The 23,535-nt window shown below is 48.6% G+C and carries 18 protein-coding genes and 1 tRNA gene; 7 read left to right on the top strand and 12 right to left on the bottom strand.

Going from position 1 to position 23,535, the window contains the following annotated elements:
• Positions 1-738 (bottom strand): Uma2 family endonuclease, encoded by a 738-nt coding sequence (locus AB3R30_RS11500; protein ID WP_458649326.1) that lies wholly within the window; start codon positions 736-738, stop codon positions 1-3.
• Between the two features lie 83 nt (positions 739-821).
• Positions 822-3,818 (bottom strand): two-partner secretion domain-containing protein, encoded by a 2,997-nt coding sequence (locus tag AB3R30_RS11495; protein ID WP_458649325.1) that lies wholly within the window; start codon positions 3,816-3,818, stop codon positions 822-824.
• Positions 3,819-4,232: 414 nt separating this feature from the next.
• Between AB3R30_RS11495 and trxB the strand changes: the two genes are divergently transcribed.
• A complete protein-coding gene (gene trxB, locus AB3R30_RS11490) occupies positions 4,233-5,618 on the top strand; it encodes a thioredoxin-disulfide reductase (protein WP_458649324.1) in 1,386 nt (461 codons plus the stop codon).
• 103 nt (positions 5,619-5,721) lie between these two features.
• Here trxB and AB3R30_RS11485 read toward each other — a convergent pair whose 3' ends face one another.
• Together AB3R30_RS11485 and AB3R30_RS11480 are read right to left on the bottom strand one after the other, a co-directional pair.
• The gene (locus AB3R30_RS11485; protein ID WP_458649323.1) at positions 5,722-5,997 is read right to left on the bottom strand and encodes a (2Fe-2S) ferredoxin domain-containing protein; all 276 of its coding nucleotides are present in this window, start codon (positions 5,995-5,997) and stop codon (positions 5,722-5,724) included.
• Positions 5,998-6,085: 88 nt separating this feature from the next.
• Positions 6,086-7,228 carry a CobW family GTP-binding protein gene (locus tag AB3R30_RS11480; RefSeq protein WP_458649322.1) on the bottom strand — a complete coding sequence of 381 codons (1,143 nt, stop codon included), beginning with the start codon at positions 7,226-7,228 and terminating at the stop codon, positions 6,086-6,088.
• A 334-nt stretch (positions 7,229-7,562) separates the two neighbouring features.
• On the opposite strand from AB3R30_RS11480, the gene cysS reads away from it, so the two are divergent.
• Both cysS and AB3R30_RS11470 read left to right on the top strand, forming a co-directional pair.
• Positions 7,563-9,002 carry a cysteine--tRNA ligase gene (gene cysS / locus AB3R30_RS11475; protein WP_458649321.1) on the top strand — a complete coding sequence of 480 codons (1,440 nt, stop codon included), beginning with the start codon at positions 7,563-7,565 and terminating at the stop codon, positions 9,000-9,002.
• Between the two features lie 73 nt (positions 9,003-9,075).
• Entirely contained in the window at positions 9,076-10,341 is a 1,266-nt protein-coding gene (locus AB3R30_RS11470) for a metallophosphoesterase family protein (RefSeq protein ID WP_458649320.1), read from the top strand.
• Between the two features lie 105 nt (positions 10,342-10,446).
• Here the strand turns inward: AB3R30_RS11470 and AB3R30_RS11465 are convergent, their stop codons facing one another.
• Positions 10,447-10,944: a DUF4168 domain-containing protein gene (locus AB3R30_RS11465; protein ID WP_458649319.1), complete on the bottom strand. Its 498-nt coding sequence runs from the start codon at positions 10,942-10,944 to the stop codon at positions 10,447-10,449.
• Positions 10,945-11,216: 272 nt separating this feature from the next.
• Positions 11,217-11,621 carry a DUF4359 domain-containing protein gene (locus AB3R30_RS11460; protein ID WP_458649318.1) on the bottom strand — a complete coding sequence of 135 codons (405 nt, stop codon included), beginning with the start codon at positions 11,619-11,621 and terminating at the stop codon, positions 11,217-11,219.
• Positions 11,622-11,849: 228 nt separating this feature from the next.
• Here AB3R30_RS11460 and AB3R30_RS11455 point away from each other — a divergent pair.
• Positions 11,850-11,922 (top strand) — tRNA-His (locus AB3R30_RS11455).
• 144 nt (positions 11,923-12,066) lie between these two features.
• Here AB3R30_RS11455 and AB3R30_RS11450 read toward each other — a convergent pair.
• Positions 12,067-12,498, bottom strand: coding sequence for an FKBP-type peptidyl-prolyl cis-trans isomerase (locus tag AB3R30_RS11450; protein ID WP_458649317.1), 432 nt, complete (start codon positions 12,496-12,498; stop codon positions 12,067-12,069).
• A 367-nt stretch (positions 12,499-12,865) separates the two neighbouring features.
• On the opposite strand from AB3R30_RS11450, the gene AB3R30_RS11445 reads away from it, so the two are divergent.
• Positions 12,866-16,234, top strand: a complete 3,369-nt coding sequence (locus AB3R30_RS11445; protein ID WP_458649316.1) for a PAS domain S-box protein — start codon at positions 12,866-12,868, stop codon at positions 16,232-16,234.
• On the opposite strand, the gene AB3R30_RS11440 is transcribed toward AB3R30_RS11445, so the two are convergent.
• Both AB3R30_RS11440 and AB3R30_RS11435 read right to left on the bottom strand, forming a co-directional pair.
• Entirely contained in the window at positions 16,220-16,489 is a 270-nt protein-coding gene (locus tag AB3R30_RS11440) for a hypothetical protein (protein ID WP_458649315.1), read from the bottom strand. The two genes, AB3R30_RS11445 and AB3R30_RS11440, sit on opposite strands and share 15 nt — an antisense overlap.
• Positions 16,471-17,499, bottom strand: coding sequence for a ParM/StbA family protein (locus tag AB3R30_RS11435; protein WP_458649314.1), 1,029 nt, complete (start codon positions 17,497-17,499; stop codon positions 16,471-16,473). The genes AB3R30_RS11440 and AB3R30_RS11435 overlap by 19 nt, the downstream gene beginning before the upstream one ends.
• A 326-nt stretch (positions 17,500-17,825) precedes the next feature.
• Here AB3R30_RS11435 and AB3R30_RS11430 point away from each other — a divergent pair, with 326 nt between their 5' ends.
• A complete protein-coding gene (locus AB3R30_RS11430; RefSeq protein ID WP_458649313.1) occupies positions 17,826-18,968 on the top strand; it encodes a sulfate ABC transporter substrate-binding protein in 1,143 nt (380 codons plus the stop codon).
• Here the strand turns inward: AB3R30_RS11430 and glnT are convergent, their stop codons facing one another.
• The 3 genes from glnT to AB3R30_RS11415 all read right to left on the bottom strand — a co-directional run bounded on the left by glnT (position 18,969) and on the right by AB3R30_RS11415 (position 22,420).
• Entirely contained in the window at positions 18,969-20,276 is a 1,308-nt protein-coding gene (gene glnT / locus AB3R30_RS11425) for a type III glutamate--ammonia ligase (RefSeq protein ID WP_458649312.1), read from the bottom strand. It abuts the gene before it with no gap.
• A gap of 162 nt (positions 20,277-20,438) precedes the next feature.
• Positions 20,439-21,449, bottom strand: coding sequence for an alpha/beta fold hydrolase (locus AB3R30_RS11420; protein ID WP_458649311.1), 1,011 nt, complete (start codon positions 21,447-21,449; stop codon positions 20,439-20,441).
• On the bottom strand, positions 21,446-22,420 hold the full coding sequence (locus AB3R30_RS11415; protein WP_458649310.1) for a fatty acid desaturase family protein: 975 nt from the start codon (positions 22,418-22,420) through the stop codon (positions 21,446-21,448). The genes AB3R30_RS11420 and AB3R30_RS11415 overlap by 4 nt, the downstream gene beginning before the upstream one ends.
• Before the next feature lie 169 nt (positions 22,421-22,589).
• Between AB3R30_RS11415 and AB3R30_RS11410 the strand changes: the two genes are divergently transcribed.
• Positions 22,590-23,516, top strand: a complete 927-nt coding sequence (locus AB3R30_RS11410) for a glycosyltransferase family 2 protein (protein ID WP_458649309.1) — start codon at positions 22,590-22,592, stop codon at positions 23,514-23,516.
• Positions 23,517-23,535: the final 19 nt, after the last annotated feature.

The raw sequence follows: 23,535 nt of genomic DNA, 5'->3' as shown, positions 1-23,535 counted from the left end.
TCACCTCTCTATTGGATGATTTGTCACCTCTTCTGTAGATAACCCCAATGCCAATGCCACCTGTTCCGCACTTAACCCCATTCCCAATAGCCGAGGAATGGCATCTTGTCTAGCTTGTTCCGCTGCTTGTCTAGCCTGTTCCGTTTCGTCAAAATCCAGCAGTTTCTCGCCCGTTTGCGGATCAAAAAAGCGTAGTTCGCCCTCTAGCAAATGCAATTCCAGTCCTAACACGTTGCTGTAAAAAATTGGACTGTCGTTTATGGCAGAAGTGGGGGCGATCGCCTGATACTCGCCCTCAACCAACCGCGATCCCTTCAATGGTGGCTGAAGATAATCCCCCGTCGGGACGTACTGGAAATATTCCGTCACGCCCAAGTTGCGATACTTGTGTAGCTTTTCTTCTTCGTCTTGATATTGGGTCGTTTTGGAAGTAATTTCCATAACAAAATCAGGCAGTTTACCGCCTTCTTCCCACGCTTTGTAACTGCGACGCTGCTTATTTTCCACGCCAAAGATCACAAACACATCCGGCGAGACAACCGCATCACGAACTCCCTGCCTATAGTAGATAAACAGGTTGCCTGATACATACACATCAGACCGATCGCTAAAGTAACGACGCAGCGCTTCTACACCGTAAATTAGGTAGTCACGGGTTTGATCGCTCTCAGACATGGGTTTGCCATCGGCTTCGGGATATTCAATTTCAAAGTCGAGTGGTTGGCTGATCAAATTCATGCCTCATCCCTCACCGAAACTTTGGTTTCACGATAGCATTTTGCGATCGCATCCTTCCGTAACCGCAACCGATCGCAACTTTCCTATCTCACGCCTTTACCCTCGCCCGAATCGTCACCCAAAATTTGCAGAATTTGAGCTTCATCTTTAGAGGTCGTACAAGGATTGCGAGTGTCGTCCGGCGATCGCGTTTCGGGTGTAGTGGAAGATGCGATCGTTGTGGATGAATTACAGGCTTCCCCTTGTTTTTGCGGCTCAAAAGCTCGTTGAACGGCGATGTTTGCCGCATCAACTCTGACGGGTTGGCTGGTAACTGACGAGTTGGTGGAGCCGACAGGCTGGGAATTGACTTGCGGCTGAGCGGAAGGCTGGATTGGAGGAGGAGTAAAAGTGCGCCCTTGAATTAAGCCGTATAGTGAAGCGTTATTCCCTGGACCAATATAAATTCCCCCAACCATGCCACTTGCAGCACTGGGAAAATCATTCGACCCAAAGACTAAGGGTTGGTTTGCATTGCTTTCAAAAACATATGGTGCGTTACTAAAAACATATAGTGCGTTAATGTTGAAACCGTCTGGGTTCGTTACGGGGTCATAGGGCAGCAAGTTATTGCCTTGAGGGGGTGAAAAGGGAGCGGAATTTTCAAAATTAGGACCAATGACAAACGATTGCTTACTATCACCTAAAATTAGTACTCGACTTGTAGTGATACCCATGGTGCTACCCACCTCAAATGAGGTATCGACGATTGGCTGAGACGCATCGCCGACCCGAATTGAAATAGAGCCATTGAGTGCATTCACAGGCACCGCTCCATCATTTGGTCCGGTAGATGGACGAGATTGTAAGCTGACGAATGTCTTCCTGGGATTAAGAGAAATCCCCCTTGTGAGTAGTTGATCTCTTGAGTACCCTTGCGCCACCAAGTAATCAATCAATTCAGGCGGGTTGTATAAAATGTTAGGGCTAACATTCGCTGCCTGGTAAGCGTTCAGCACCCGTATAGATTGCGCTGCTTTTAAGTCAATTCCACGAATCCCAGAGTTTATGCTTCCAACCAATATACTGCCAGCCGTTGAATGGAGCCGTGTAGAAGACAAGCGACCGCCCCCTCCACTTGAATAAACGTCACCAAGGCTGATATTTTCCTCAGCAAAAATGTCTATTGTTCCCCCAACAAAAACATCTCCATGGTCAATGTTAATTGGAAGTGGGTTGCCAGCGGCATCTGTAGCACCAATCGCGACTTTGCCACGAGAATCGATCGCTAAAACCCCAACATTTTGCGGATTTCCAGTACCTATAGGAATACTAATGCTACTTCCAGCGGCAGTTGGCTGAGTATCAACTCGAATATCACCACCCGCCAATGCTGCATTGGGTGCGTACTGATTGGTTAATAAAACAACTCCGCCCTTGACGTTGGGATCAACACCTGGATTGCTAACGTTGATTTTGCCCACAGTGATATCGGCACGGGTCGGAGGCACAGCAAAGGTCGGCTGTGGATTGGGAAATAGGTCGGGAATGGGTTGATTAGGGATTCCTCCCAGCGCTGCCCAATTAATGCCTGCGCGAATATCCAAAGTGGGGCGATCGCTGCCATCAATCACCAACTCAGTCTTATCTGTCCAAATAATGCCAGTTGCATCTGAGCGAGGAATGCCACCGACTGCTAGCGCACTATCATCGGCGCGAGTGACACGGGCAAACTGACGTAGCGGATTGGCTAGGTCACTATTAATCGTTGTGGCAACTGTACCCGGTGCCGTAATTGCGATGTCACCTGCGATCGTCACACTGCCCCCCGCCAAAATATGCAAGGATGCGCCCGTGTAACTAGCCAACGTCACATCACCTGCTGCCAAAATTACCGGATCGTAAGGGCTAAAAACATTTCCTGCACTACCGTCTAATTTCTCAAAGCTCAGATTGCCACCTGTAAAATAATGAGCGTCTCCCCGAACGGTGTTGGCAGAGCGAAACTGCATATTACCACCCGAACTCAAATTGCTCACAGGATGATTTAAGGCAAAAATGTCTACTTCCTGGTTGCCTTGAATGGTTAAGTTTTTGTCAGACTGAATCACAACAGGGTTCACCACACTATCTCGCACAGTGACCATGTTGTTTGCCAATAAATTTAGATCGCCAGTGTTGCGGAGTTGGCTTTCTACCAACGTCACATTATTCGTGGCTGACAGGGTTGCCGTTCCAGACGTGATAGTTTTGGCAACAACATCGCCGTTTTGCACTTGCAATCCGGAACCCGTAAGTTTAACCACGCCATTCTCCACGGTTAAACCTGATGCGTTCCCTAAATTGCCGCCTGTGAGTAAAGCAGGCAAAGATGGCGGTGTCGCAGTCACAGGATTGAGAATGGCTTTCGTGGCTACAGGCAAATCCAAACTTAAAAGGCTACCGTCTTGAGTGACGCGGACGAGCTTTTCGCCAGGAACGGCTGCGATCGTGATTGTGCCGCCGGGAGCGGTGAGAGTGCCCGTGTTGACCACAGTGCCGCCCAGTAGCGTCAAGCTTTGCCCAGTTCCGACTGCCAGGGTGCCCGCATTGATAATGGCTCCAGGTTGCAGTCCGGTCAAGGCGAAACTGTTCGGTGTGCCAATCAGTGCTGCGTAATTATTGTTGCCGATCGCGTTAAACCAGTTGCCGCCAATCCCGATCGCGTTGGCAGTGGTAGCCGTGAAAGAACCGGGCACATTCAGACTGGCATTGGCACCAAACACCATGCCAGCCGGGTTCATCAAATATAGGTTGGCGTTGCTGCCTGTGACTTGAATCTGCCCATTGATAACGGAAGCGTCGCCGCCCGTGACTCGCCCCAAAATATTGGCGATCGCCGGATTCGACAAAAAGTTCGCAATCTGCCCCGCGTTCAGTCCAAACTGCTGAAAGCTATGAAACAGGTTAGAACCCGCTTGAGTGCCACCCGTGATATTAAAGGTGTTGCCAGCTTGGTTCACTCCGGTGTTGGTGCCATCCGGGGCGGTGGTAATTTGTGCTAAAGCAGGAGCGTGAATGGCAGTAAGCAGCAAAGACGCGATCGCAACAACATATTTCATATTGGGAACCAGAATGAGTGACGAACAGGTGATATTGCAGGAAGTTGGCTAGAGAAATTTCAGTGATGCTGCGATCGGGGGGTAAGTGTGATCGCCTAAAAGACGCTAAAATTTTAACGTCTTAACCAATTAAAGCCCGTAAATACCCTTACTCTCCTAGATTTCACAAACTCTTGATAATTATCTTCCAGAAATAATTTCAACAGGCAAATTCTAGTGGGTTGGGAATGATGGAGCGGCTGTATGAGGTGATTATGCCTGGTTTCAGTTTCAGATCAGCTTGGACAAACACGGCAAAGTCCTTCAAACCTCTCAGATGAAATTTCACGATTAACGTTAGCGTTGCGCCCTCACCCTTCACGTTGAATAAATGTGTAGTATACTAAGCGTAGTCGTTATGAGTTTTATTTAGGCATGGCTACTGTAACTACTGAGAACTCAGCAATTGAAAATGTGGTGATTATTGGTTCGGGTCCCGCAGGGTATACGGCGGCGATTTATGCGGCGAGGGCAAACTTGAAGCCGTTTATATTTGAGGGATTCCAGGCGGGAGGCTTGCCCGGTGGACAACTGATGACCACAACCGAAGTGGAAAACTTTCCTGGCTTCCCGGAAGGCATTACCGGTCCCATGTTGATGACGCGAATGAAAGAGCAGGCAATTCGCTGGGGCGCGGAGTTGGTGATGGAAGATGTGGCGGAAGTAGATTTTAGCCAACGTCCGTTTGTGATTAAGTCGGAAAGCCGGGAAGTCAAGGCGCACAGCGTCATCATTGCCACAGGCGCAACGGCAAAGCGACTCGGTTTAGCAGGAGAGCATCAATTTTGGAGTCGCGGCATTTCTGCCTGTGCGATTTGTGATGGCGCAACCCCGATTTTCCGCTCGGCTGAGCTTGCGGTTGTAGGTGGCGGAGACTCTGCCGCTGAGGAAGCAGTGTATTTGACTAAGTACGGCTCTCATGTGCATCTGCTGGTACGGAGCGAAAAAATGCGTGCTAGTAAAGCAATGCAGGATCGGGTATTGCAAAACGACAAGATTACGGTGCATTGGAACACCGATATTCTGGATGTGTTTGGCGAAGCGGATCACATGAAGGGCGTGAAGCTGAAGGATAGAGGCACAGGCGCAGAAAGTGAACTGCACGTTAAAGGTTTGTTCTACGCGATCGGTCATACGCCTAACACTTCTCTATTCAAAGGACAAATAGACCTAGACGAAGTGGGGTATATTGCGACTCAGCAGGGTTCCGTTGAAACCAACATTGAAGGTGTATATGCAGCAGGTGATGTTCAGGATCACGAATATCGGCAGGCAATTACGGCGGCGGGAACGGGCTGTATGGCTGCAATGTTGGCGGAGCGGTATTTATCAGCGAATGGCTTAGTTCAGGAGTTTCACCAGACGAAAGAGGCGGAAACTCGTCCGGCAGATGTCCCTACCAAAAAAACGGAGGATGAGCAATCGGGTGAGTTTGATCCTACTGCCACTCGCCATTCTGGTGGCTATGCGTTGCGGAAGCTCTACCACGAAAGCGATCGCCCGATTCTAGTTTTCTACTCATCGCCCCAATGCGGTCCTTGCCATACGCTGAAACCCATGTTCAGTAAGGTGATTGATGAGTATGATGGTAAAGTTCACTACATCAGCATCGACATTGAGCAAGATCCTGATATTGCTGAATCTGCTGGCATTGTGGGCACTCCAACCATTCAGGTGTTTAAGCACAAAGACAAAGTGGCTGAGTTGAAAGGAGTGAAGCAGAAGAGCCAGTATCGTGAGGTGATTGAGGCAAATCTGTAGAAGTAGGTTTTAGGGGGCAGGAGTTAGAGGTTAGCGGTCAGAGAGAAGAACCGGGGAACTTTCTGACCGCTGGAACCGGGCACCCAACACCTGAAACTTAATTCTAGCGGCGATGAATACGGGGATGAAGCAGGCGATCGACTAGCTGCCCATCTTTTAAGTGTTGCTGGACGATCGCGATCGCGTCTTCTGGCTTAACTCGGCAATACCAAATATTGTCGGGCAACACGCGCACGGTCACCCCCATATTGCACTGTCCCTGACATTCACTTGCAATCACTTCCACATCAGCAACCGGGCAAGCCTGAAATGCCTGGAAGACTGCTTCCGAGCCGTTGCGAAGGCAGTTAACATATTGACAAACATACACCTTTTTCATCAGCTATTTCCCATAAGGGTGTAGCATTCAGTCAACGCACTGCGATCGCAGAAAGGTTTGTGTCCAAATGCTGCGCCCTCACCCACAATCATTTGCCAAATCCTTTACCCCGATGCTCTGGATTTGTGCCAACGCAGCGCTGGATTTGTGCCAACAGCGTATCGTGATCCAATCCCTGACCAATGAGAACCAACTGGGTTTTGGGTGCGCCTTTCCAATCGTCGTCATCTAGGGAAAAGCGCTTGCCGCTCAGGTGGAAGATATGACGTTTGGGGCTTTCTTGAAACCACAAAATTCCCTTAGCGCGAAACACACTTGCGGGTAGCTGATTGTCTAAAAAGTGCTGGAATTTTTTGATGTCAAACGGGCGATCGCTCTGAAACGACACCGAGGTAAACCCATCTTCTTCTAAATGGTTGGAGTGGTCATGATGGTGGGCATGTTCATGGACGCACTTATCATGATCGTGATCACAATCAGAATGGTCGTGTTCATCACGCTCAGCGTGGTCATGTGTGACATGATGATGAGGCTCGTGATCGTGGTGATCATGAATAGGTTCTGGCTTCTCATTCTCAAAATATTGATCTGATTCAAATAGACCCACACTGAGAATGGCAGGTAGGGGCACCTCTCCCTTTACCGATCGCAAAATTCTTGCGCCTTCTTTCATCTCGCGCAAACGAGCTTCTAGATGAGTCAGCTTTTCTTCATCTACTAAATCTGCTTTATTCAACAAAATAATGTCGCCGTAGGTAATTTGGCTAACGGCTGCCTGACTGTTAAATAAATCCAGGCTAAAATTTTCCGCATCCACCACGGTGATAATGGAATCTAACCGGGTCATGTCTCGCAGTTCGGTTCCCAAAAAAGTCAGCGCTACGGGTAAAGGATCAGCAAGTCCCGTCGTTTCCACCACAACATAATCGATATTGTCTTGGCGCTCTAATACCTTATAGACCGCTTCCACCAAATCATTGTTAATAGTGCAGCAGATGCAGCCGTTGCTCAACTCCACCATGTCATCGCCTGTGGCAACGATTAGCTCATTATCAATGCCAATCTCACCAAACTCATTCACCAATACAGCGGTGCGTACGCCTTGCTGATTGGTCAAAATGTGATTCAGCAGGGTCGTTTTGCCGCTGCCCAAAAATCCGGTAATGATGGTGACAGGCAACCCAACTTTGGGCGTATCCATGACTGAAGTGAGAGTTGATGCAGATTGCATAGCGTCAATGACCGAAAACGTCAGAAAATAACAAGGAGAAATGGTAGTAAAGACTAACGTTAGTTCATTAGTCAAAATACTGCTTCCATTATTGCTGATCTTCTTGTGGTCTGACAGTTGACAATTGATCTTCTGCCCTCACCCTAGCCCTCTCCCGAATGGAGAGGGAACTAGAAGCCCTCACCCTAGCCCTCTCCTAAATGGAGAGAGAACCGAAAGTTTAATTTGAGAAAAGACAAAGAGACAAAAGCAAACCATTTAACTCTTCCCTCTTGCCTCTCACCCCTTTCCTCTTCCCCGACACCTGACACCTAGCACTTGACACCTACTTCTTATGCCACTCCAGATCTATAACACGCTCACCCGTCGCAAAGAATTCTTTCAGCCGCTCGAACCGGGCAAGGTGCGGATGTATGTCTGTGGGGTGACGGTTTATGACTATTGCCATTTGGGACATGCGCGATCGTACATTGTTTGGGATATTGTGCGGCGCTATTTGCAGTGGCAGGGCTATGCCGTGGAGTATGTGCAGAACTTCACGGATATTGATGACAAGATTATTCGGCGATCGCAGGAACTCGGTATTCCCTGGCAAGAGGTGACCCAGCAGTACATCACCGCCTACCAAGAAGATATGGGGCGGCTGAATGTACTGCCTGCGGATGCGTATCCCAAGGCGACGGAGGTGATACCTGAAATTATTAACTTGATCAAAACCCTGATTCAACAGGACTATGCTTACGCCGCTGCCGGAGACGTATATTACGCCGTTGAGCGCTTTCCCAGCTATGGAAAACTGTCGGGACGCAAACTCGACCAGATGGAAGCGGGGGCAAGCGGACGAGTAGACGAGGAAGAAACCCGCAAGCGTCACCCGTTTGACTTTGCTTTGTGGAAGACAGCAAAACCGGGGGAGCCGGAGTGGGAATCACCCTGGGGCATGGGGCGACCGGGCTGGCATATTGAATGCTCGGCAATGGTGAAGAAGTTGCTGGGCGATCGCATTGATATTCACACGGGCGGCGAAGATCTGGTGTTTCCGCATCACGAGAACGAAATTGCTCAATCGGAAGCAGCAACGACAAAACCATTGGCAAACGTTTGGATGCACAACGGGTTCGTGAAAATTCGGGGCGACAAAATGTCCAAATCCCTGAACAACTTCACCACGATTCGATCGCTGCTGGAAACTATTGATCCGATGGTGATTCGGCTCTTCGTCCTGCAAGCCCAGTATCGCAGCCCAATCGATTTCACCGATGAAGCGATCTCGGCGGCTGAAAACGGATGGAATACTTTGAAGGAAGCGCTTCAAGCTAGCGAACAATTTGCCAAGTTACCCGGCTGGTCAACGGCAGCACCAGACACGCTTAATCAACCCTTCGTCGATCGCTTTAACCAGGCGATGGATGACGATTTTAATACGCCGATCGCGCTTTCGGTGCTGTTTGAACTAGCAAAAGACCTACGGCGGGAAGTGAATCAACTCGTGCATCAAGGTCAGCCCGATCTGGCGATCGTAGAACTTCAACAGCAATGGCAGACGCTCAAACAGCTTGCTCAAACCTTGGGATTGGAAACGAAAGCGGAGCAAGATGCAGAGACTACCAATGGATTATCGGATGCAGAGATTGAAACCTTAATTCAGCAGCGACAGGATGCTCGAAAAGCAAAGAACTTTGCCGAGGGCGATCGCATCCGCAACGAACTTCAAACAAACGGCATCACCTTGATCGATCAGCCTGGCGGGATTACTCGCTGGCATCGTAATTAAGGAAACTGTTATTTCTGAGTGTGAGGGATCCAATCCATCCGCTAGACTTGGGCTAATCCATCAATCTCTTACCATGCCGCGCTTTTTGCATATCTCGGATATTCACTTGGGCTACGATCGCTATGACAGCAAAGAACGCACCAAGGATTTTTTCTTAGCGTTACAAGATGTGATCCGAAAGTACGCGATCGCGGCACAGGTCGATTTTGTCGTGATTGCAGGCGATTTATTTGAACATCGATCGCTACAACCCAATATTCTCAACCAGGCGAAGGTGTGCTTTCAAGAACTGCACGAGGCAGGCATTCCCACAATCGCGATCGAAGGCAACCACGACAACCGACCCTACGGCACCAAAACAAGCTGGCTCCGCTATCTGGCAGATTGGTATGGGTTAATCCTATTAGAACCGGGCGACACTGCCCTAGGCGAACCCGTTTATGAACCGTGGAACCCCGATGAAAAGCGCGGCGGCTATATTGACTTAGATTGCGGCGTGCGGGTAATTGGCTCCCAGTGGTATGGCGCATCGGCTCCCAAAGCGATCGCCCAGTTAGCCGAAGCAATCCACGCCTTGCCAGCCCCCACCGCCCACACAATTATGCTGTTCCACCACGGCTTAGAAGGACAAATCGCCCGGTATCAAGGGGCGTTACGCTACACCGATTTGCTGCCCCTAAAGCAGGCTGGAGTTGAATACCTCGCCCTCGGTCACATCCATAAGAACTACGAAGAACAGGGCTGGATCTTCAACCCCGGTTCCTTAGAAGCAAACAATATTGATGAAACAACCTACAAGCGCGGTGCCTATTTAGTAGAAATCAATGCTGCTGGAATCCAAGCTGAACTAAAGCAAGATTATTGTCAGCGTCCAGCTTTGCGTTTAAGGCTAACCACACGGGGACAGGAAAGCTTAGAGGAACTAGAAGAAAGCGCGATCGCGTTAGTTCAGCAAGCCATCCAATCTCGAAAGATCAATCCCAATGACCAGCCCATGGTAGAACTGCGAATTGAAGGACAAGTCGGCTTCGATCGCCTAGAACTCGACACCCGCAAACTTCAGCAGACCCTCAAGCAACTCAGCAACGCCCTGATTTTTCTACTTAAATACGACGTGGACTCGGTTGAATATGCGTCGCCTTTATCCGATGAAGCGAGCCGCCTCCAGATTGAACAAGAAATTTTTACCGATCTGCTAGCCGCAAACAACGTCTACAAAAAACGCGCTCCCAACTTGGCACAAGGATTGATCGAACTGAAAGACTTGCAGCTACAGGGGCGATCAGAGGAGGAACTCTATACTTTTGCCGAAAGTTTGATGAATCAATCGGTTGAATAAGCGAAAACTCAAACCCTCTTGGGCAAGATGCTTAATCCCTAAAATCCCTTCTTTGAACCCTAAAGATAGAAGAGCCGAATGTTTGAAATCCCCTCGAATTACTGGCTAAAGATTTTCTCGAAACTGCCGTTTCAACGTAGGGTTTTGCTCGATCGCCCGTCCAATTTGGTTAAATCGTTCTAGAGTTAACCCTTGGAGCCTCACGGCTCGATTTTGCTTTGGAACTGCATCCTGTTGAATTTGATTGATTTTTGCCAATGCTTTGTCAAACTTCTCCTGCTCTTTCGGCGAAATATCTGCGGTCAAAGGAGAGTCAGGATTATCCTGCCGTTGTCCAATTTCCTGAAACCTCTGAGGCGATAAGCCTTCTCCCTTGAGCGCTTCAGCCATTTTCTTTTGGGTTTCCATCTCAACTTTTCTCAGTTGTTTGACGGCTTGGGCAAACTGCTGAATCTCTAATGGGCTAGCTGATCCACTCAATCCAGGAAGCGATATGATTTGGGCTGCGGGGGGTGAACTTGGCGATTGAGCTTGACTTTGAGCCACTGCGATCGGCAAAACCAACAACGCCCCAACGAATACTCCAGCAAATGTTTTTTTCATTGAATGATAGTTGTGAAAAGCAAATTTTGATTATCCTCAGGGACAAACGAGTTTCTTGATTCTATGGTCGTCACAATCAATACTTTAGCAAAGTCATCTTGCTTAAGATACTACCCCACAGGACGTTGAGCCTATAGTTGCAGGCTTCCTAAGAGAACATGTCACTTTTGCGCCCTCATCCTAGATCCCTCTCGTAGAGCGGGAGAGAGACTTTGAGATTTCGGTTTTGGGTAGTAGGGTACACACTAAAAGCATTGTGGAAAAGGCTTTGGTTATTGCTCGATGCCAAACACATAAAACTCTTGGAATAACCCTATCGTTTGTAGCTGATAGGTTGGCAAAAACGACGCGATCGCCAGATCAGTGGTATAGACGCTAAAAAAGAAAAAGTTGCGGTGCTCAGTGTGGCTCATGATAAAACGTTGGATCTCTGGCTGATTGGACTTGAGCAGCGATCGACATTCTTCTTTCAACCCAAAGGCGGTTGGAGCTTCGGCACAGATATTAGATTGAGCATACTGAGTCAACTGATGGGTAGCGTAGCGGCTATAAGCAGCAGGAGTTGGATTAGTAATTGCCATAGCTGCGCCCAAACAAGCGAATGAAGCGGCTCCAAACGTTGCCAAAAAACTCATTTTTCTCAAAAAAAATCGGGGTTGCTGCCAACTTGATTCCATTTGTTTTGCTCCTAATTCACCACACTTCCAGTCTGTTTAGCGGCTCCTTTTGAAAAAAATTGAATCATCAACTTTTCAAAGTGGCTCATCCTTTTAGTCCATTTATCAGCAATTATACGGGGCATTTTTTCAGGCGGACTAACCTTTAAAAATTTCTCAGCAATTATACGAGTGTTTTTCCCGGTAGACCAATTTCAAGCAAAACTGTTATACTGAGGAACGAATACGGCGAGCGTAGCCAAGTGGTTAAGGCAGCGGTTTGTGGTATCGCCATTCGTGGGTTCAAGTCCCATCGTTCGCCCTGATTAAAGCGCTAAAGCTAAGACCATTTCCTAGGTTTAGCGCTTAACCTATCTATAAAAATGGCGAGAGTAACCTTAAATAGTACTCTCGCCATTTTTACACTGTTTTTCCAGCGAAATCAGGACGCTTACTGTTTTGAAATTTAGGCAGCAATTTCAATCAGTTGAATATCAAAGGTGAGATCTTCGCCGGCTAGGGGATGGTTGGCATCTAGCGTGATGGTGGAAGGAGAAATATCGGTGATGATCACTGTAATCAGTTCACCAGTTTGATGCTGAAGCTGAAGCTGTTGCCCAACTTCTGGCTCCACATCTGCGGGCATTTGCTGGCGATCGACGACCAATACCATTTCTTCTAAATAAGCACCATAAGCGCTGTCTGTAGGAATTAGCTCGGTCTTTGAGTCGCCGGGAGTCATGCCAATGACAGCTTGCTCAAATCCAGGAATAATTCCGCCAGACCCGATGGTAAATTCTAAAGGCTCGCGCTCAATTGATGAATCAAACGTCGTGCCATTGTCTAATTTTCCGGTGTAGTGGACTTTTACAGTGTCACCATGTTTAGCCTGCGACATTTGGACTCTCCTTTGCGTTTATGCATCTTTGGATATGGTGCGATCGCCCGTATCCTTTCGTCTTTTCTCCTAAGTCATTTAAAGAATAAACCGCAGCAATGCACAATCATCCTTTTGAATACTTTGCTCAAATTTCAATAAATAAACAAGTGGGATAGCAGTTTAAGGCAGTACAAATACAAAAGCAATTAATAATCTACGATATCCTAGATTAATTATCGGGGGCGATTTAAGATTGAGTGCAATTGAGAATTTTAGCTGATTTACGGCTCGTATGAACTTTTGACCTTAGGGCATTTTCAATTCCCTCTTAATTATTGGGCGAGGGTAAAAGTCTATGACATTCAGGTTCCTATCTACCGTTCCTATGATCAGTAGTTTTTGTTTACAACCATCTTTTGCTCCGTTGATCATTATTGGGTTTGCAATTGCGGCAGTTTCAGCGATGGGTATAGGCTGGCTAGTGCTGGGGCTGCGACCCTTCCAGTCTGTTAATTCAGCGATCCGTACAACCTTAGCGAAGTCTTCCACAGGAATCGCGATAGGAACTGCTCCCTCGCCTATTGCTGCCCCATTAATCCGCCACATCATTCAGCAATTGCAGCAGTTTTTGGATATGGGAAGCAAAACGAAGCGTGATGAAGTCATTCGCAAACAGGCAGAAATTGAAATCGAAGCACTAGAAATTCAGCTCGGCACGGTTCTAAATGCGTCATCCTCCACCATTGCTCAAAGCCACGTTTTTCTAGATGGCTCTTGGAAATGCGTTTATTTCTCTCCCAATTGCCAAAAGCTATTGGGCTTTACTGCTGAGGAGTTTATTGCAGATAGCGACTTGTGGATGTCGCGGATTTTGCCAGAGGATCAAGAAAAAGTTGTCATGCCCATTTTTCAGGACATTTTGGCTGGACGGGTTGCTACGATGGAGTTTCGCTTTCAACATCAAGATGGCTCCATTTACTGGATTTCAGATACAGTCACCCCACTTTGGAATGAGGCGGCGAATTGCTGGGTGGTGACCTGTGTGGAAACCAATATCACTTTCCATAAGCAGGCTGAAGCAGCGCTACAAGAAAATCAGGAACGGGTGCAGCGAGATCGCCAACAGGCAGAAAATGCTCTGCGCCACAGTGAGCAACGCTTTCGTGCTGTTTTTGATCAGATTGAAATTGGCATGAATCTGACGCAACTATCGGGCAACTATTTGCAGGTCAACCCGGCGTTTTGCAATTTGGTGGGATACAGCGACGCTGAACTATTGGCAATGAGCTATCGAGACTTGACCTACCCAGATGATCAGGAAATAGAAGTGTCGCTAGCGGCACAAATGCAAACGGGCGATCTGCAAACTTATTCCTTAGAAAAGCGCTATGTGCGGAAAGATGGGCAATTGTGCTGGGTGAATGTGCATGTATCGAGTGTGCTAGATAGCCAAGGCGATATTTTATTTGCAACTGCAATTGTGCAAGATATTGGCGATCGCAAACGTACTGAAGCGGCTCTGCGCTGGAGTGAAGCCCGCAACTGCGCCACGATTAGTGCCATTCCCGATTTGCTGATCTGCATGGATGCAATGGGAAACTATTTGGAAGTGGTGGAAGGACAAAACGTTAGGTTGCTGAAACCAGAAGATGGCTTTGAGAACAAGAATATCTTTGATGTTTTGCCCACAGATCTAGCTAAGCAACGCATGGGTTATGTGCAACAGGCTTTGCAGACGGGACAGGTGCAAGTGTATGAACACCAAATAGAAGTTGAGGGCGATCTCTACGATGAAGAAATTCGGGTTGCGATGATTGGTGAAAATGAGGTGCTGATCATGGTGCGTGATATTAGCGATCGCAAGCGGATTGAAAATGAACGTAGACGCAATGAAGGCGATCGTGAAAAAGCGCAACATTTGCTGCGGCGACAGGCAGAGCGGGAATATGCACTGAATCAAATGACTCAGGCAATTCGCCATTCTTTAGATTTAGAAACCATTTTTTTAACTGCGACTCGTGAAATTGGTAATCTGTTGCAGGTTGATCAAGTGGGCATCGCTAAATATTTACCTGAACCGGGAGAATGGCACCACGTCGCAGAATATTTGCGAGATTCTAGTTTGCCGTCTGCCTTAGATATCAGAATTGTCGATCGAAATAACCCGATCGCTGCCCAACTCAAGCAAAATCAGACTGTTCGCATTGATAACGCCAATCATTTGATAGACTGCATCAACCAAGAACTGGCTCAACAGTTTTCGGGGGCATGGTTGTTAATTCCGTTAGAAGTTGAGGGTAAGGTTTGGGGCTGTTTAACATTACTCCGCGCCGATATTCAGACCTATTGGCAAAACGAAGATGTGGATTTAGTCAGTGCGGTGGCAGATCAATTGGCGATCGCCATTCAACAATCACAGCTATATCAACGAGTCCAACAGCTAAATATTCATCTAGAACAAGAAGTGCAGCAGCGCACCGCTCAACTTCGCCAAGCACTCAGCTTTGAAGCGTTGCTCAAACGGATTACGGATAAGGTACGAGATAGTTTAGACGAAGACCAAATTTTGCAAACCGCTGTCGATGAGCTAGGGCAAGGGCTACAAGTCAAGTGTTGCAATGCTGCCCTTTATGATCTAACGCTTACTTCCCATACCATTACTCATGAATACTCCCTCGCTCAACCCTTTGCCCTAGGACAGCAGATCGCGTTTGCAGATTGCCCCGCGATCGAAATTTTTGATCAGCTAATTCAAAATATCTGCCTCCAGTTTTGCTTTACCGTCACAACCTACGCTCAACCCCACGGCGAAATCTATGCAATTTTGGCGTGTCCGATGATGGATGACCAGGGCATTTTGGGCGACCTGTGGCTTTATCGATCTAAGCACGATACTTTTGATGAGTTGGAGATTCGGTTGGTGCAGCAAGTGGCAAACCAGTGTGCGATCGCCCTGCGGCAATCTCGGTTATATCAAGCGGCTCAGTTGCAAGTGCAAGAATTAGAGCGCCTCAACGGCTTAAAAGATGACTTCCTCAGCACCGTTTCTCATGAACTGCGAACCCCGATGGCAAACATCAAAATGGCGACGCAGATGCTAGAAATCAGCATGGAGCAACAGCACCTCGTTTATGCCGATGGCAATGACACTCTCGCCTGCATCAATACCGGCGATCGCATCGAGCGCTATCTACAAATTCTCAAAGAGGAATGTCATCGAGAAACGAGCTTAATCAACGATCTGCTAGATCTGTCGCGGCTCGATTCTGGCTCCGAACCCTTATTGCCGCTGACCCATCACCTGCAATACTGGTTGCCCCACATTACAGAATCGTTTGTAGAGCGAACTCACAGCCAACAACAACAGTTTTCTATCACCATTGATGATGCGTTGCCACCGCTGACAACCGATTTTAACTATCTAGAGATGATTTTAACTGAATTATTGCACAATGCCTGCAAATACACGCCTCTAGGCGAAGCGATCGCGGTATCTGCGACTTTCGATCCCACAATTCCGGGCATCATCCTAGCCATTGCTAATTCTGGGGTAGAAATCCCCGCAGCTGAACTCCAGCATGTGTTCGATAAGTTCTATCGAGTTCCCAACAACGACCCCTGGAAACATGGCGGGACTGGATTGGGATTAGCCTTGGTGAAAAAACGAGTGGAACGCTTAAACGGCGCGATCGCGGTTTCCAGCCAAAACGGCTGGACAACCTTCACCATCAAGCTACCCTTACAATCCCAGTAATTCGTCGAGTTCGTTTAGGGCATCGCAATTAGTGATAGTTGGAGGAATCACAGCGATCGCCCCACCTGCCCCGGCGCGATTCGTTCCACGATCCCGAAGGGAATCGTGCAGGGTTCGCCGCCCCAAATACTCATCGGCATAGCGACGAAACACCGCCTCAACCGCAGCCCGTGAGTTTTTCAGCCCCCATTCCTGAGCAATGATTTCCGCTTTTTCTAACACATCCTGGCTAAGCCTTATCTTGTTGTCATACATAGCTGCAAGCCCTCTGGAAGTGGATACAAACCGCGCACATTGGCAAACTGAGGATCGGGAATCATAGCAAACAGCTTGCGTCCTGCCAGACGTTCAGTAATCAGATGAGATCCACCTCCCGTCACCAGAAACCGCGTCACCCGTGACATATAGGGCGTGTATTGTGCCTTCACGGTTTGAAAAATGCCTCGAAACCAGGGGTCGAGATATTCTTCTAGCCACAGTGACCAAGATAACCCCGTGTCGGCATAGGCGTGTGCCGATTTGAACCCATCCATGACAATGCCGGGATCAGCGGTGGTGCCTAGGGCATCGGCGAGGCGTTTATCAAAACTAATGGAGGTTGCCAGTTCGTAGGTGCCGCCTCGATCCATGACATTTTCATTGATCACATCGCCTTCCGCATCCACTAGCCGAGTCAGCCAAGTGCCGCCGCCAATATCAATGACCACGGTGTAGCCATTATCGGGAATTAACCCTAGTCGCTGGGCGTAACAATAGGCTCCCATGCCTTCACGCTCAACGCTAACGCGATCGACCGTTACCCGAAAAGGAGTGCCGTTGCGTTTAAATTCGTGGATGCCCATGAGTTGCGATCGCAGCGCTTGTTCGGTGCGGCTGGGTTCTGGCGTGGAAACATGTAAATTCAACGAAAATTCACTGCTTCCATCCCAAGGCTCAAGACAGGCGTAAAGATGGAGTCGCGCCAGTTCTGCCTTGTTTTCAATCACGGTTTGCTGCTGACGACGATACTTATATGCCTGGGTGCCAAAGTGATAGCGTGTAGTATCGGCAAGTTCAATCAAAGGAGAAGTATCTAAGTAGCGAACGGCATCCCGACCTTGGGGCAACTGATAACGAATGGAGCGAATCGCGCGAGGGTGAGTATTACCATCCCAAAACTTAAGATCATAGTTGCCAGCATCCAACGCCAGAGTGCGGGTTGATAGACTGGCAGGAGCAGGCTCTTTGATGGCAGCTTTCGTTCGGCGGGTTTCTGTGGCAGTCATAGTGAGTCTTCCAATGGGTTATATCAAATTGCAGGTTTATCTGCATCATTTATCGGCATCAAGATAGGCATTAAATCGTTGCCCCCAATTGCGCCTAAATTCGCCCAGTTAGTACAATTGAACTATATAAAACCTCCTGCTTGATGTCAACCCTAAAATTGACTCAATCAATTAGATAGAACTGAATAGTTTAATCCCTCATTTCCCGACGGGAATATCGGTGTTTTTTCTTGCGTTCCAGTCCACTACTCTGTAAAATCAAGTTTCAATCTTCGGTTTCTAAGTGGGATGGAGATTGTGGATAGTATAGGCGAAGGTATGCAGTCATGAATAAGCGGCAAGAGTTTTGGGATTTTGGAGATAATTGGATGCGGCGATTTGCGAAGGTGCGATTCACATCGTTTAATCACGCTATCTCCTTGTTTTTAGTTGGAATTGGGTTAAGTGTAGCGATCGCCTCCTGTTCGGGAGGCGCTACCAACACCAGCACGACGGGCAGCGCTACTCCTGCCACTGATCAAAAAAAGGAAATTGAAATCAATCTTGTCGCTTACGCCGTGCCAAAGGCGGCTCACGATGCCATCATTTCTCTGTTTCAGGAGAAGTGGCAAAAAGAAAAGGGTCAAACCGTTACCTTTAGGCAAAGCTATGGCGGATCGGGTTCCCAAACTCGCGCCATCATTGATGGGCTTGAAGCCGACGTGGTTCATCTGGCGATAGGAGCCGACGTGGAAAAGCTCGTTGAAGCCAAAATCGTTAATGGAGACTGGAACAAAAAACTTCCCAACAATGGCATTGTGGCAAAATCCGTTGCCGCCGTGATTACCCGTGATGGAAACCCCAAAAATATCAAAACCTTTGGAGATTTAACTCGCGATGGGGTGAAATGGGTGACGGCAAACCCAAAAACGTCTGGGGGCGCTCGCTGGAACTTCCTGGTTTTGTGGGATTATGCCCTGAAAAATGGGGGAGATGAGGCTAAGGCAACCGAATTTGTAACTCAAGCCTTCAAAAACGTGGCAATTCTGGCAAAAGATGCACGGGAAGCCACGGATATCTTTGCTAAGCAGGGTCAGGGAGATGCCTTGATTAACTATGAAAATGAGGTGATTCTAGCGCAGCAAAAAGGAGAAAAGATTGACTTTGTGGTGCCCGACACTAATATTTCCATCGATACTCCCGTTGCTGTGGTGGATAAAAACGTAGACAAACGGGGTACTCGTGAAGTGGCAGAAGCCTTTACCCAGTTCCTATTTACCCCAGAAGCCCAGGCGGAGTTTGTCAAGCTAGGGTTTCGTCCGGTGGGTGACTATGCCACAGCAAATGAAAAAACGTTGGCAACTCAGTTTCCACCTGTGAAAAAGCTTGCCACAGTGGACGAGTATGGCGGTTGGGGCAAGGTTCAAGAACAGTTCTTTTCTGATGAAGCCTTGTTTGATCAGATTCAATCCAAACTGGGTAAGTCGTGATTAACAGTCTAAAGTGGCTTCTAGTTCCCACGGGCTAATGTGGGTGCTGTACTCGTTCCAGTCTTGGTGTTTGAGTTTGGTGTAAGCCGATACTAGGGCAGATCCCAGTATGGGAGTGAGGATAGTATCGGCTTCTAGGCAGCGCAGCGCATCTAGCAGGTTTGCAGGTAAGCGTTTGACGGTTTCAAGTGCCAGCGGATCGGTGTAGGCGTTGTTGTCGTGGCGATCGCCCGGATCGCGTTGATGTTCCATGCCATCTAAGCCGCTGGCAATTAGAGCAGCAGGCAGCAGGTAGGGATTTGCAGCACCATCTGCTAAGCGAAACTCAAACCGTCCCGGTTCTGGAATGCGGATGGCGTGAGTGCGATTGTTGCCGCTATAGCTGATGGTGTTGGGCGACCAAGTAGCGCCAGAAGCAGTCACGGGGGCATTGATTCGCTTGTAGGAGTTGACCGTGGGATTCGTGAAGGCGCAGAGGGCGGCAGCAGAGTGCAATACGCCCCCAATGAACTGATATGCCAAGGGTGCCAGTCCGAGTTTGCCATTGGGATCATCAAACAGGTTTGTTTTACCGGGGAGATCCCAAACGGACAGGTGGGTATGGCAGCCATTGCCCGTCAGATGGGGAAAGGGTTTGGGCATGAAGGTGGCGCGCAGCCTATGTTTTTCGGCGATCGCCTTGACCATATATTTGAAAAAGGCATGGCGATCGGCGGTTACTAGCGCATCCGCATAGATCCAGTTCATTTCAAACTGACCGTTGGCATCTTCATGATCGTTCTGATAGGCACCCCAGCCCAGTTTCAACATGGCATCGCAGATTTCTGAAATCACCTCAAAGCGACGCATCAGAGCTTGCTGGTCATAACAGGGTTTGCTAGCGCGATCGCGTCCATCTGAAATCTGCTCACCATCCGCAGTCAGCAGAAAATATTCACACTCCACCCCCGTTTTCACCCGGTAGCCTTGCGCTGCCGCCTTTCCCATCACATGCTTCAGCACCCAGCGCGGCGTTTGCTCCACTGCTTGCCCATTCATATAGAGATCGGCTGCCATCCATGCCACATCCGGCTGCCAAGGCAATTGAATCAGACTGTCGCGATCGGGAATCGCCAAAATATCTGGATCAGCCGGAGTCATATCCAACCAAGCTGCAAACCCGGCAAACCCCGCCCCATTCACCGCCATAGCATCGATCGCCTGAGTTGGCACCAACTTCGATCGCTGTACCCCAAACAGATCCGTAAAAGAAATCAGAAAATAGCGAACCTCGTTTTCACGAGCAAATTCAGATAAAAGTCTGGTCATAGCAACTATTAATATCAGTATCAGCAATTTTGTCGGGTTAGTTTAGCATCAGTAGAACTCCTGCTGTTGAGGCAGGTTTAGCCAAGATTGAATGTTTTGCTAGTCAATCCGCTACAAAAACTGCCCGTACAGGTATGTTGTTGACTAGCCGCCTTCCAAGTCTCACACCCCCAACAATTCCCAAACAGTCTGTCGGATAAAGGTTTCATCTACTGGATTTTGATAGGGATTTCCCGCCCGATGCCCCCAAATGGAAGGGATGGGGCAATAGGTCGCGTTGGGAATCAAAGCCGCCTCAGCCGCACAATCTTCTGGCGTAAAGTATAAATCTGTTGCGGAAGGCATGACCAGAGTTTTTGCCGAAATCGATCGCAAAGCTTGAGCGTAGTCCATTTGACCGCTTAGATTATTGCCCACATCGCAGCGCAACCAAGTATCAAGCATGGCAATTAAGTTATGCGGATCGCGCTGACGATATGCCGCTTCCCACCCACGCACTAAATAATCATCCAACGACTCATAGCCGAGTTGATAATACAGCCCTGTGCGATAAAAAGCTTGGGAGGCTGCCCAACTGGCGTAAATTCGGGAAAAAGTGCGAAAGCCGCGATCGGGCATTCCATCAAACCCCGTGCCATTCCAGGCGGGATCTGCCGTTAATGCCAATCGCAAACTTTCGAGAAAAATCCGATTGTGATCTGTGGTTCGTGCTGTGCCGCAGAGTGCCGCAATTCGTTCTACGCGATCGCCGAACATTACACCCCAGTGATACGCCTGCTGCGCTCCCATCGACCAGCCATACACCAGCGCCAACTGCTCAATCCCAAATACCTTTCGCAAAAGCTGAGACTGAGCGCGAACATTATCAACTTGGGTAAACCAAAATCTCTGTTCCGCTAAACCACAGTCAGCAGAATTGCTAGGCGAACTCGATAGCCCATTGCCAAACATATTAGGAATGATAATAAACCAGCGCGTGGGGTCAAGAATGCCATCGGGACGAATCAACCAGTCAACATCGCTATGTTGGGCACCGTAGGACGTGGGATAGAGAATGACATTGCGGCGATCGCCTGCCAACTCACCATAGGTTTGATAGACCAATTTGGCTTCGGGTAATACTTTGCCACACTGAAGCGCAAAATCTTTGAGAATAAAACAGCCATCGGTCATAAATGCGAACCCAATTGAGCAATGATACTGCGGTTCACTTTCACATAGCCCTGATCTACGTGGCTGAAGTGAGATTGCAAAACCTTATGGGCAGCAGGCAGCGCATGAAACGGAATCGAGGCATATAGATGATGCTCGGCGTGAAAGGGCATATTCCACATCAGCCATCGAAACGGGGCGATCGTTAACGTCGTGCGCGTGTTGGTTAGAGCATTATCGTCATGAGTACAGCCGGTATGTTCAGCAAGCAGAAATGCTCGTAAAACAGGTTGCCCCACTGCAAGCGGCAACACCCAATAGAGCAGAAACCAGGGGTGTTGGTAGGCGATCGAAAGGGCGATCGCGACTCCATAAACGAGCAGTTGCAGCCGCGTTGAGCGAATCACCTCAGATCGGACAGTATCGGAAATATAAGGACAGCCTTCTAGACTGCCAAACGCAATCCGCAGATGTCCGCGTATTTTGCCAATCCACCAGTTAAAGCCGCTAATGACGACCAGATATTCAGCCAAGGTTTGCGGTTTGCGATCGCTCAGTTCTGGGTCTTTCTCAGGAATTTGAGTGTAGCGATGGTGCCACTTGTGATACCGACGGTAAAACGCGCTGTTATAAAACGACAGTAGCCCCGCAAACCAGGCAACCCCGTCGTTGAGGCGATTATTGGCAAAAGCGGTACGGTGACAGCATTCATGCATTGGTGCAAACATTGCCGCCAAGCTAACTCCGTAGAGGATTAAGGCAGGCAGCGCAATGAATAAGCTATCGCTCTGGGTTGCCCAGAGATAGCCACTCACACCCATCACCGCAAGGTGTCCTGCTAGTTGCAATCCGCCTTTGAGATTTGACCGGACATTCAAAGTGTTGAGCGCTTGAGTAGACAGGAGTTGGTTCGCTTTGAGAGCGATCGCAGTCGATGAATTAGAAGATTCAGAAAAGGATTCTGGCTGAGTCGCCGCTGACTGAGTCAACATCTCGATGGGTATAGATCAATAAATTTAGGACTATCTTGGCAGGTTGATTCATATAGGTCAACAAAGTTTCCCAAAAAGCTGTTATCCCAGCACTATTTGCTATCGACTAATGGGTAGGAAATACTGTGTAGGGTTAATCTTTGAGTGCTAATCTACTAACCGGGCATCTATGAAGCTTAGTGTTATCTTGCCTTGTTTTAATGGTGCTGAAACGATCGCGATTCAACTAGAAGCACTGACCCGTCAGGTTTGGTCTGGTGAGTGGGAGGTAATTGTGGTCAACAATGGCTCAACGGATCATTCCCTGGAAATTGTGGAGCGTTATCGCGATCGCTTGTCTAACCTACAGATCGTCAATGCCCATCAGCCACCCGCACCAAGACGAGGCGTGGCCCATTCCTATGCAGTAGGCTTTCAGGCAGCAACCGGGGACGCTTTCCTCCTGTGTGAAGCGGATGATCAAGTGGGCGAAGGATGGCTTTCGGCATTAGGAAACGCACTTCAGGATCATCCGTTTGTCGCGGCGGCGATTGAGTATACCAAACTCAACCCTGACTGGTTAGTTGGAGAAGGCTGGCAGCAGCAATCCGCCCAAGCCGGACTGTCTACTATGTCTCCACCGCTCTATTTGCCCTATGCCAGTGGGTGCAGCTTGGGCTTGCGGCGATCGGTCTATGAAGCGATCGGCAACCCCGATGAAGCCTGCACTGCGAGTTGGGATACTGATTACTGCTGGCGCGCAAATTTGGCAGGAATTCCCCTCCAGTTTGTGCCAGATGCCACGGTTCACTATCGACTGCGTACCGAATTACGCGATCGCTACCATCAAGGGAAAAATTGGGGTAGGGCGCATGTCGTTTTATATCAAAAGTATGGTTCAGATATGACTCGACTTAAAGTGATCAAACACTACGGACGCAGTCTGCTGAAACTACTCAAACACCTTCTCCGTGTGTTTCCTAACCTTGTGAGCCGCAAAGGTTTTGCCCAATGGGTTTGGGGGCTTGGTTGGTGTATTGGAGATTTACAAGGCGGCTCCTATTTATGGAAAACCGTGTCTGAGCGCGATTGCCCCATTCAGCAATCTGTTAGTTGAATTAAAGCGATCTGTCAGG

It is taken from the genome of Sivoneniella epilithica UHCC 1019, assembly GCF_040830845.1.
GTDB lineage: Bacteria > Cyanobacteriota > Cyanobacteriia > Leptolyngbyales > Leptolyngbyaceae > ULC077BIN1.
The sequence above is the reverse complement of the archived record's forward strand: the minus strand, read 5'-3'. Positions and strand labels throughout refer to the sequence as shown.

What these genes read in the sequence shown, in the direction of transcription:
- AB3R30_RS11500 (WP_458649326.1), bottom strand. Translation starts at nt 738, where the DNA reads ATGAATTTGATCAGCCAACCACTCGACTTTGAAATTGAATATCCCGAA.
- AB3R30_RS11495 (WP_458649325.1), bottom strand. Translation starts at nt 3,818, where the DNA reads ATGAAATATGTTGTTGCGATCGCGTCTTTGCTGCTTACTGCCATTCAC.
- trxB (WP_458649324.1), top strand. Translation starts at nt 4,233, where the DNA reads ATGGCTACTGTAACTACTGAGAACTCAGCAATTGAAAATGTGGTGATT.
- AB3R30_RS11485 (WP_458649323.1), bottom strand. Translation starts at nt 5,997, where the DNA reads ATGAAAAAGGTGTATGTTTGTCAATATGTTAACTGCCTTCGCAACGGC.
- AB3R30_RS11480 (WP_458649322.1), bottom strand. Translation starts at nt 7,228, where the DNA reads ATGCAATCTGCATCAACTCTCACTTCAGTCATGGATACGCCCAAAGTT.
- cysS (WP_458649321.1), top strand. Translation starts at nt 7,563, where the DNA reads ATGCCACTCCAGATCTATAACACGCTCACCCGTCGCAAAGAATTCTTT.
- AB3R30_RS11470 (WP_458649320.1), top strand. Translation starts at nt 9,076, where the DNA reads ATGCCGCGCTTTTTGCATATCTCGGATATTCACTTGGGCTACGATCGC.
- AB3R30_RS11465 (WP_458649319.1), bottom strand. Translation starts at nt 10,944, where the DNA reads ATGAAAAAAACATTTGCTGGAGTATTCGTTGGGGCGTTGTTGGTTTTG.
- AB3R30_RS11460 (WP_458649318.1), bottom strand. Translation starts at nt 11,621, where the DNA reads ATGGAATCAAGTTGGCAGCAACCCCGATTTTTTTTGAGAAAAATGAGT.
- AB3R30_RS11450 (WP_458649317.1), bottom strand. Translation starts at nt 12,498, where the DNA reads ATGTCGCAGGCTAAACATGGTGACACTGTAAAAGTCCACTACACCGGA.
- AB3R30_RS11445 (WP_458649316.1), top strand. Translation starts at nt 12,866, where the DNA reads ATGATCAGTAGTTTTTGTTTACAACCATCTTTTGCTCCGTTGATCATT.
- AB3R30_RS11440 (WP_458649315.1), bottom strand. Translation starts at nt 16,489, where the DNA reads ATGTATGACAACAAGATAAGGCTTAGCCAGGATGTGTTAGAAAAAGCG.
- AB3R30_RS11435 (WP_458649314.1), bottom strand. Translation starts at nt 17,499, where the DNA reads ATGACTGCCACAGAAACCCGCCGAACGAAAGCTGCCATCAAAGAGCCT.
- AB3R30_RS11430 (WP_458649313.1), top strand. Translation starts at nt 17,826, where the DNA reads ATGAATAAGCGGCAAGAGTTTTGGGATTTTGGAGATAATTGGATGCGG.
- glnT (WP_458649312.1), bottom strand. Translation starts at nt 20,276, where the DNA reads ATGACCAGACTTTTATCTGAATTTGCTCGTGAAAACGAGGTTCGCTAT.
- AB3R30_RS11420 (WP_458649311.1), bottom strand. Translation starts at nt 21,449, where the DNA reads ATGACCGATGGCTGTTTTATTCTCAAAGATTTTGCGCTTCAGTGTGGC.
- AB3R30_RS11415 (WP_458649310.1), bottom strand. Translation starts at nt 22,420, where the DNA reads ATGTTGACTCAGTCAGCGGCGACTCAGCCAGAATCCTTTTCTGAATCT.
- AB3R30_RS11410 (WP_458649309.1), top strand. Translation starts at nt 22,590, where the DNA reads ATGAAGCTTAGTGTTATCTTGCCTTGTTTTAATGGTGCTGAAACGATC.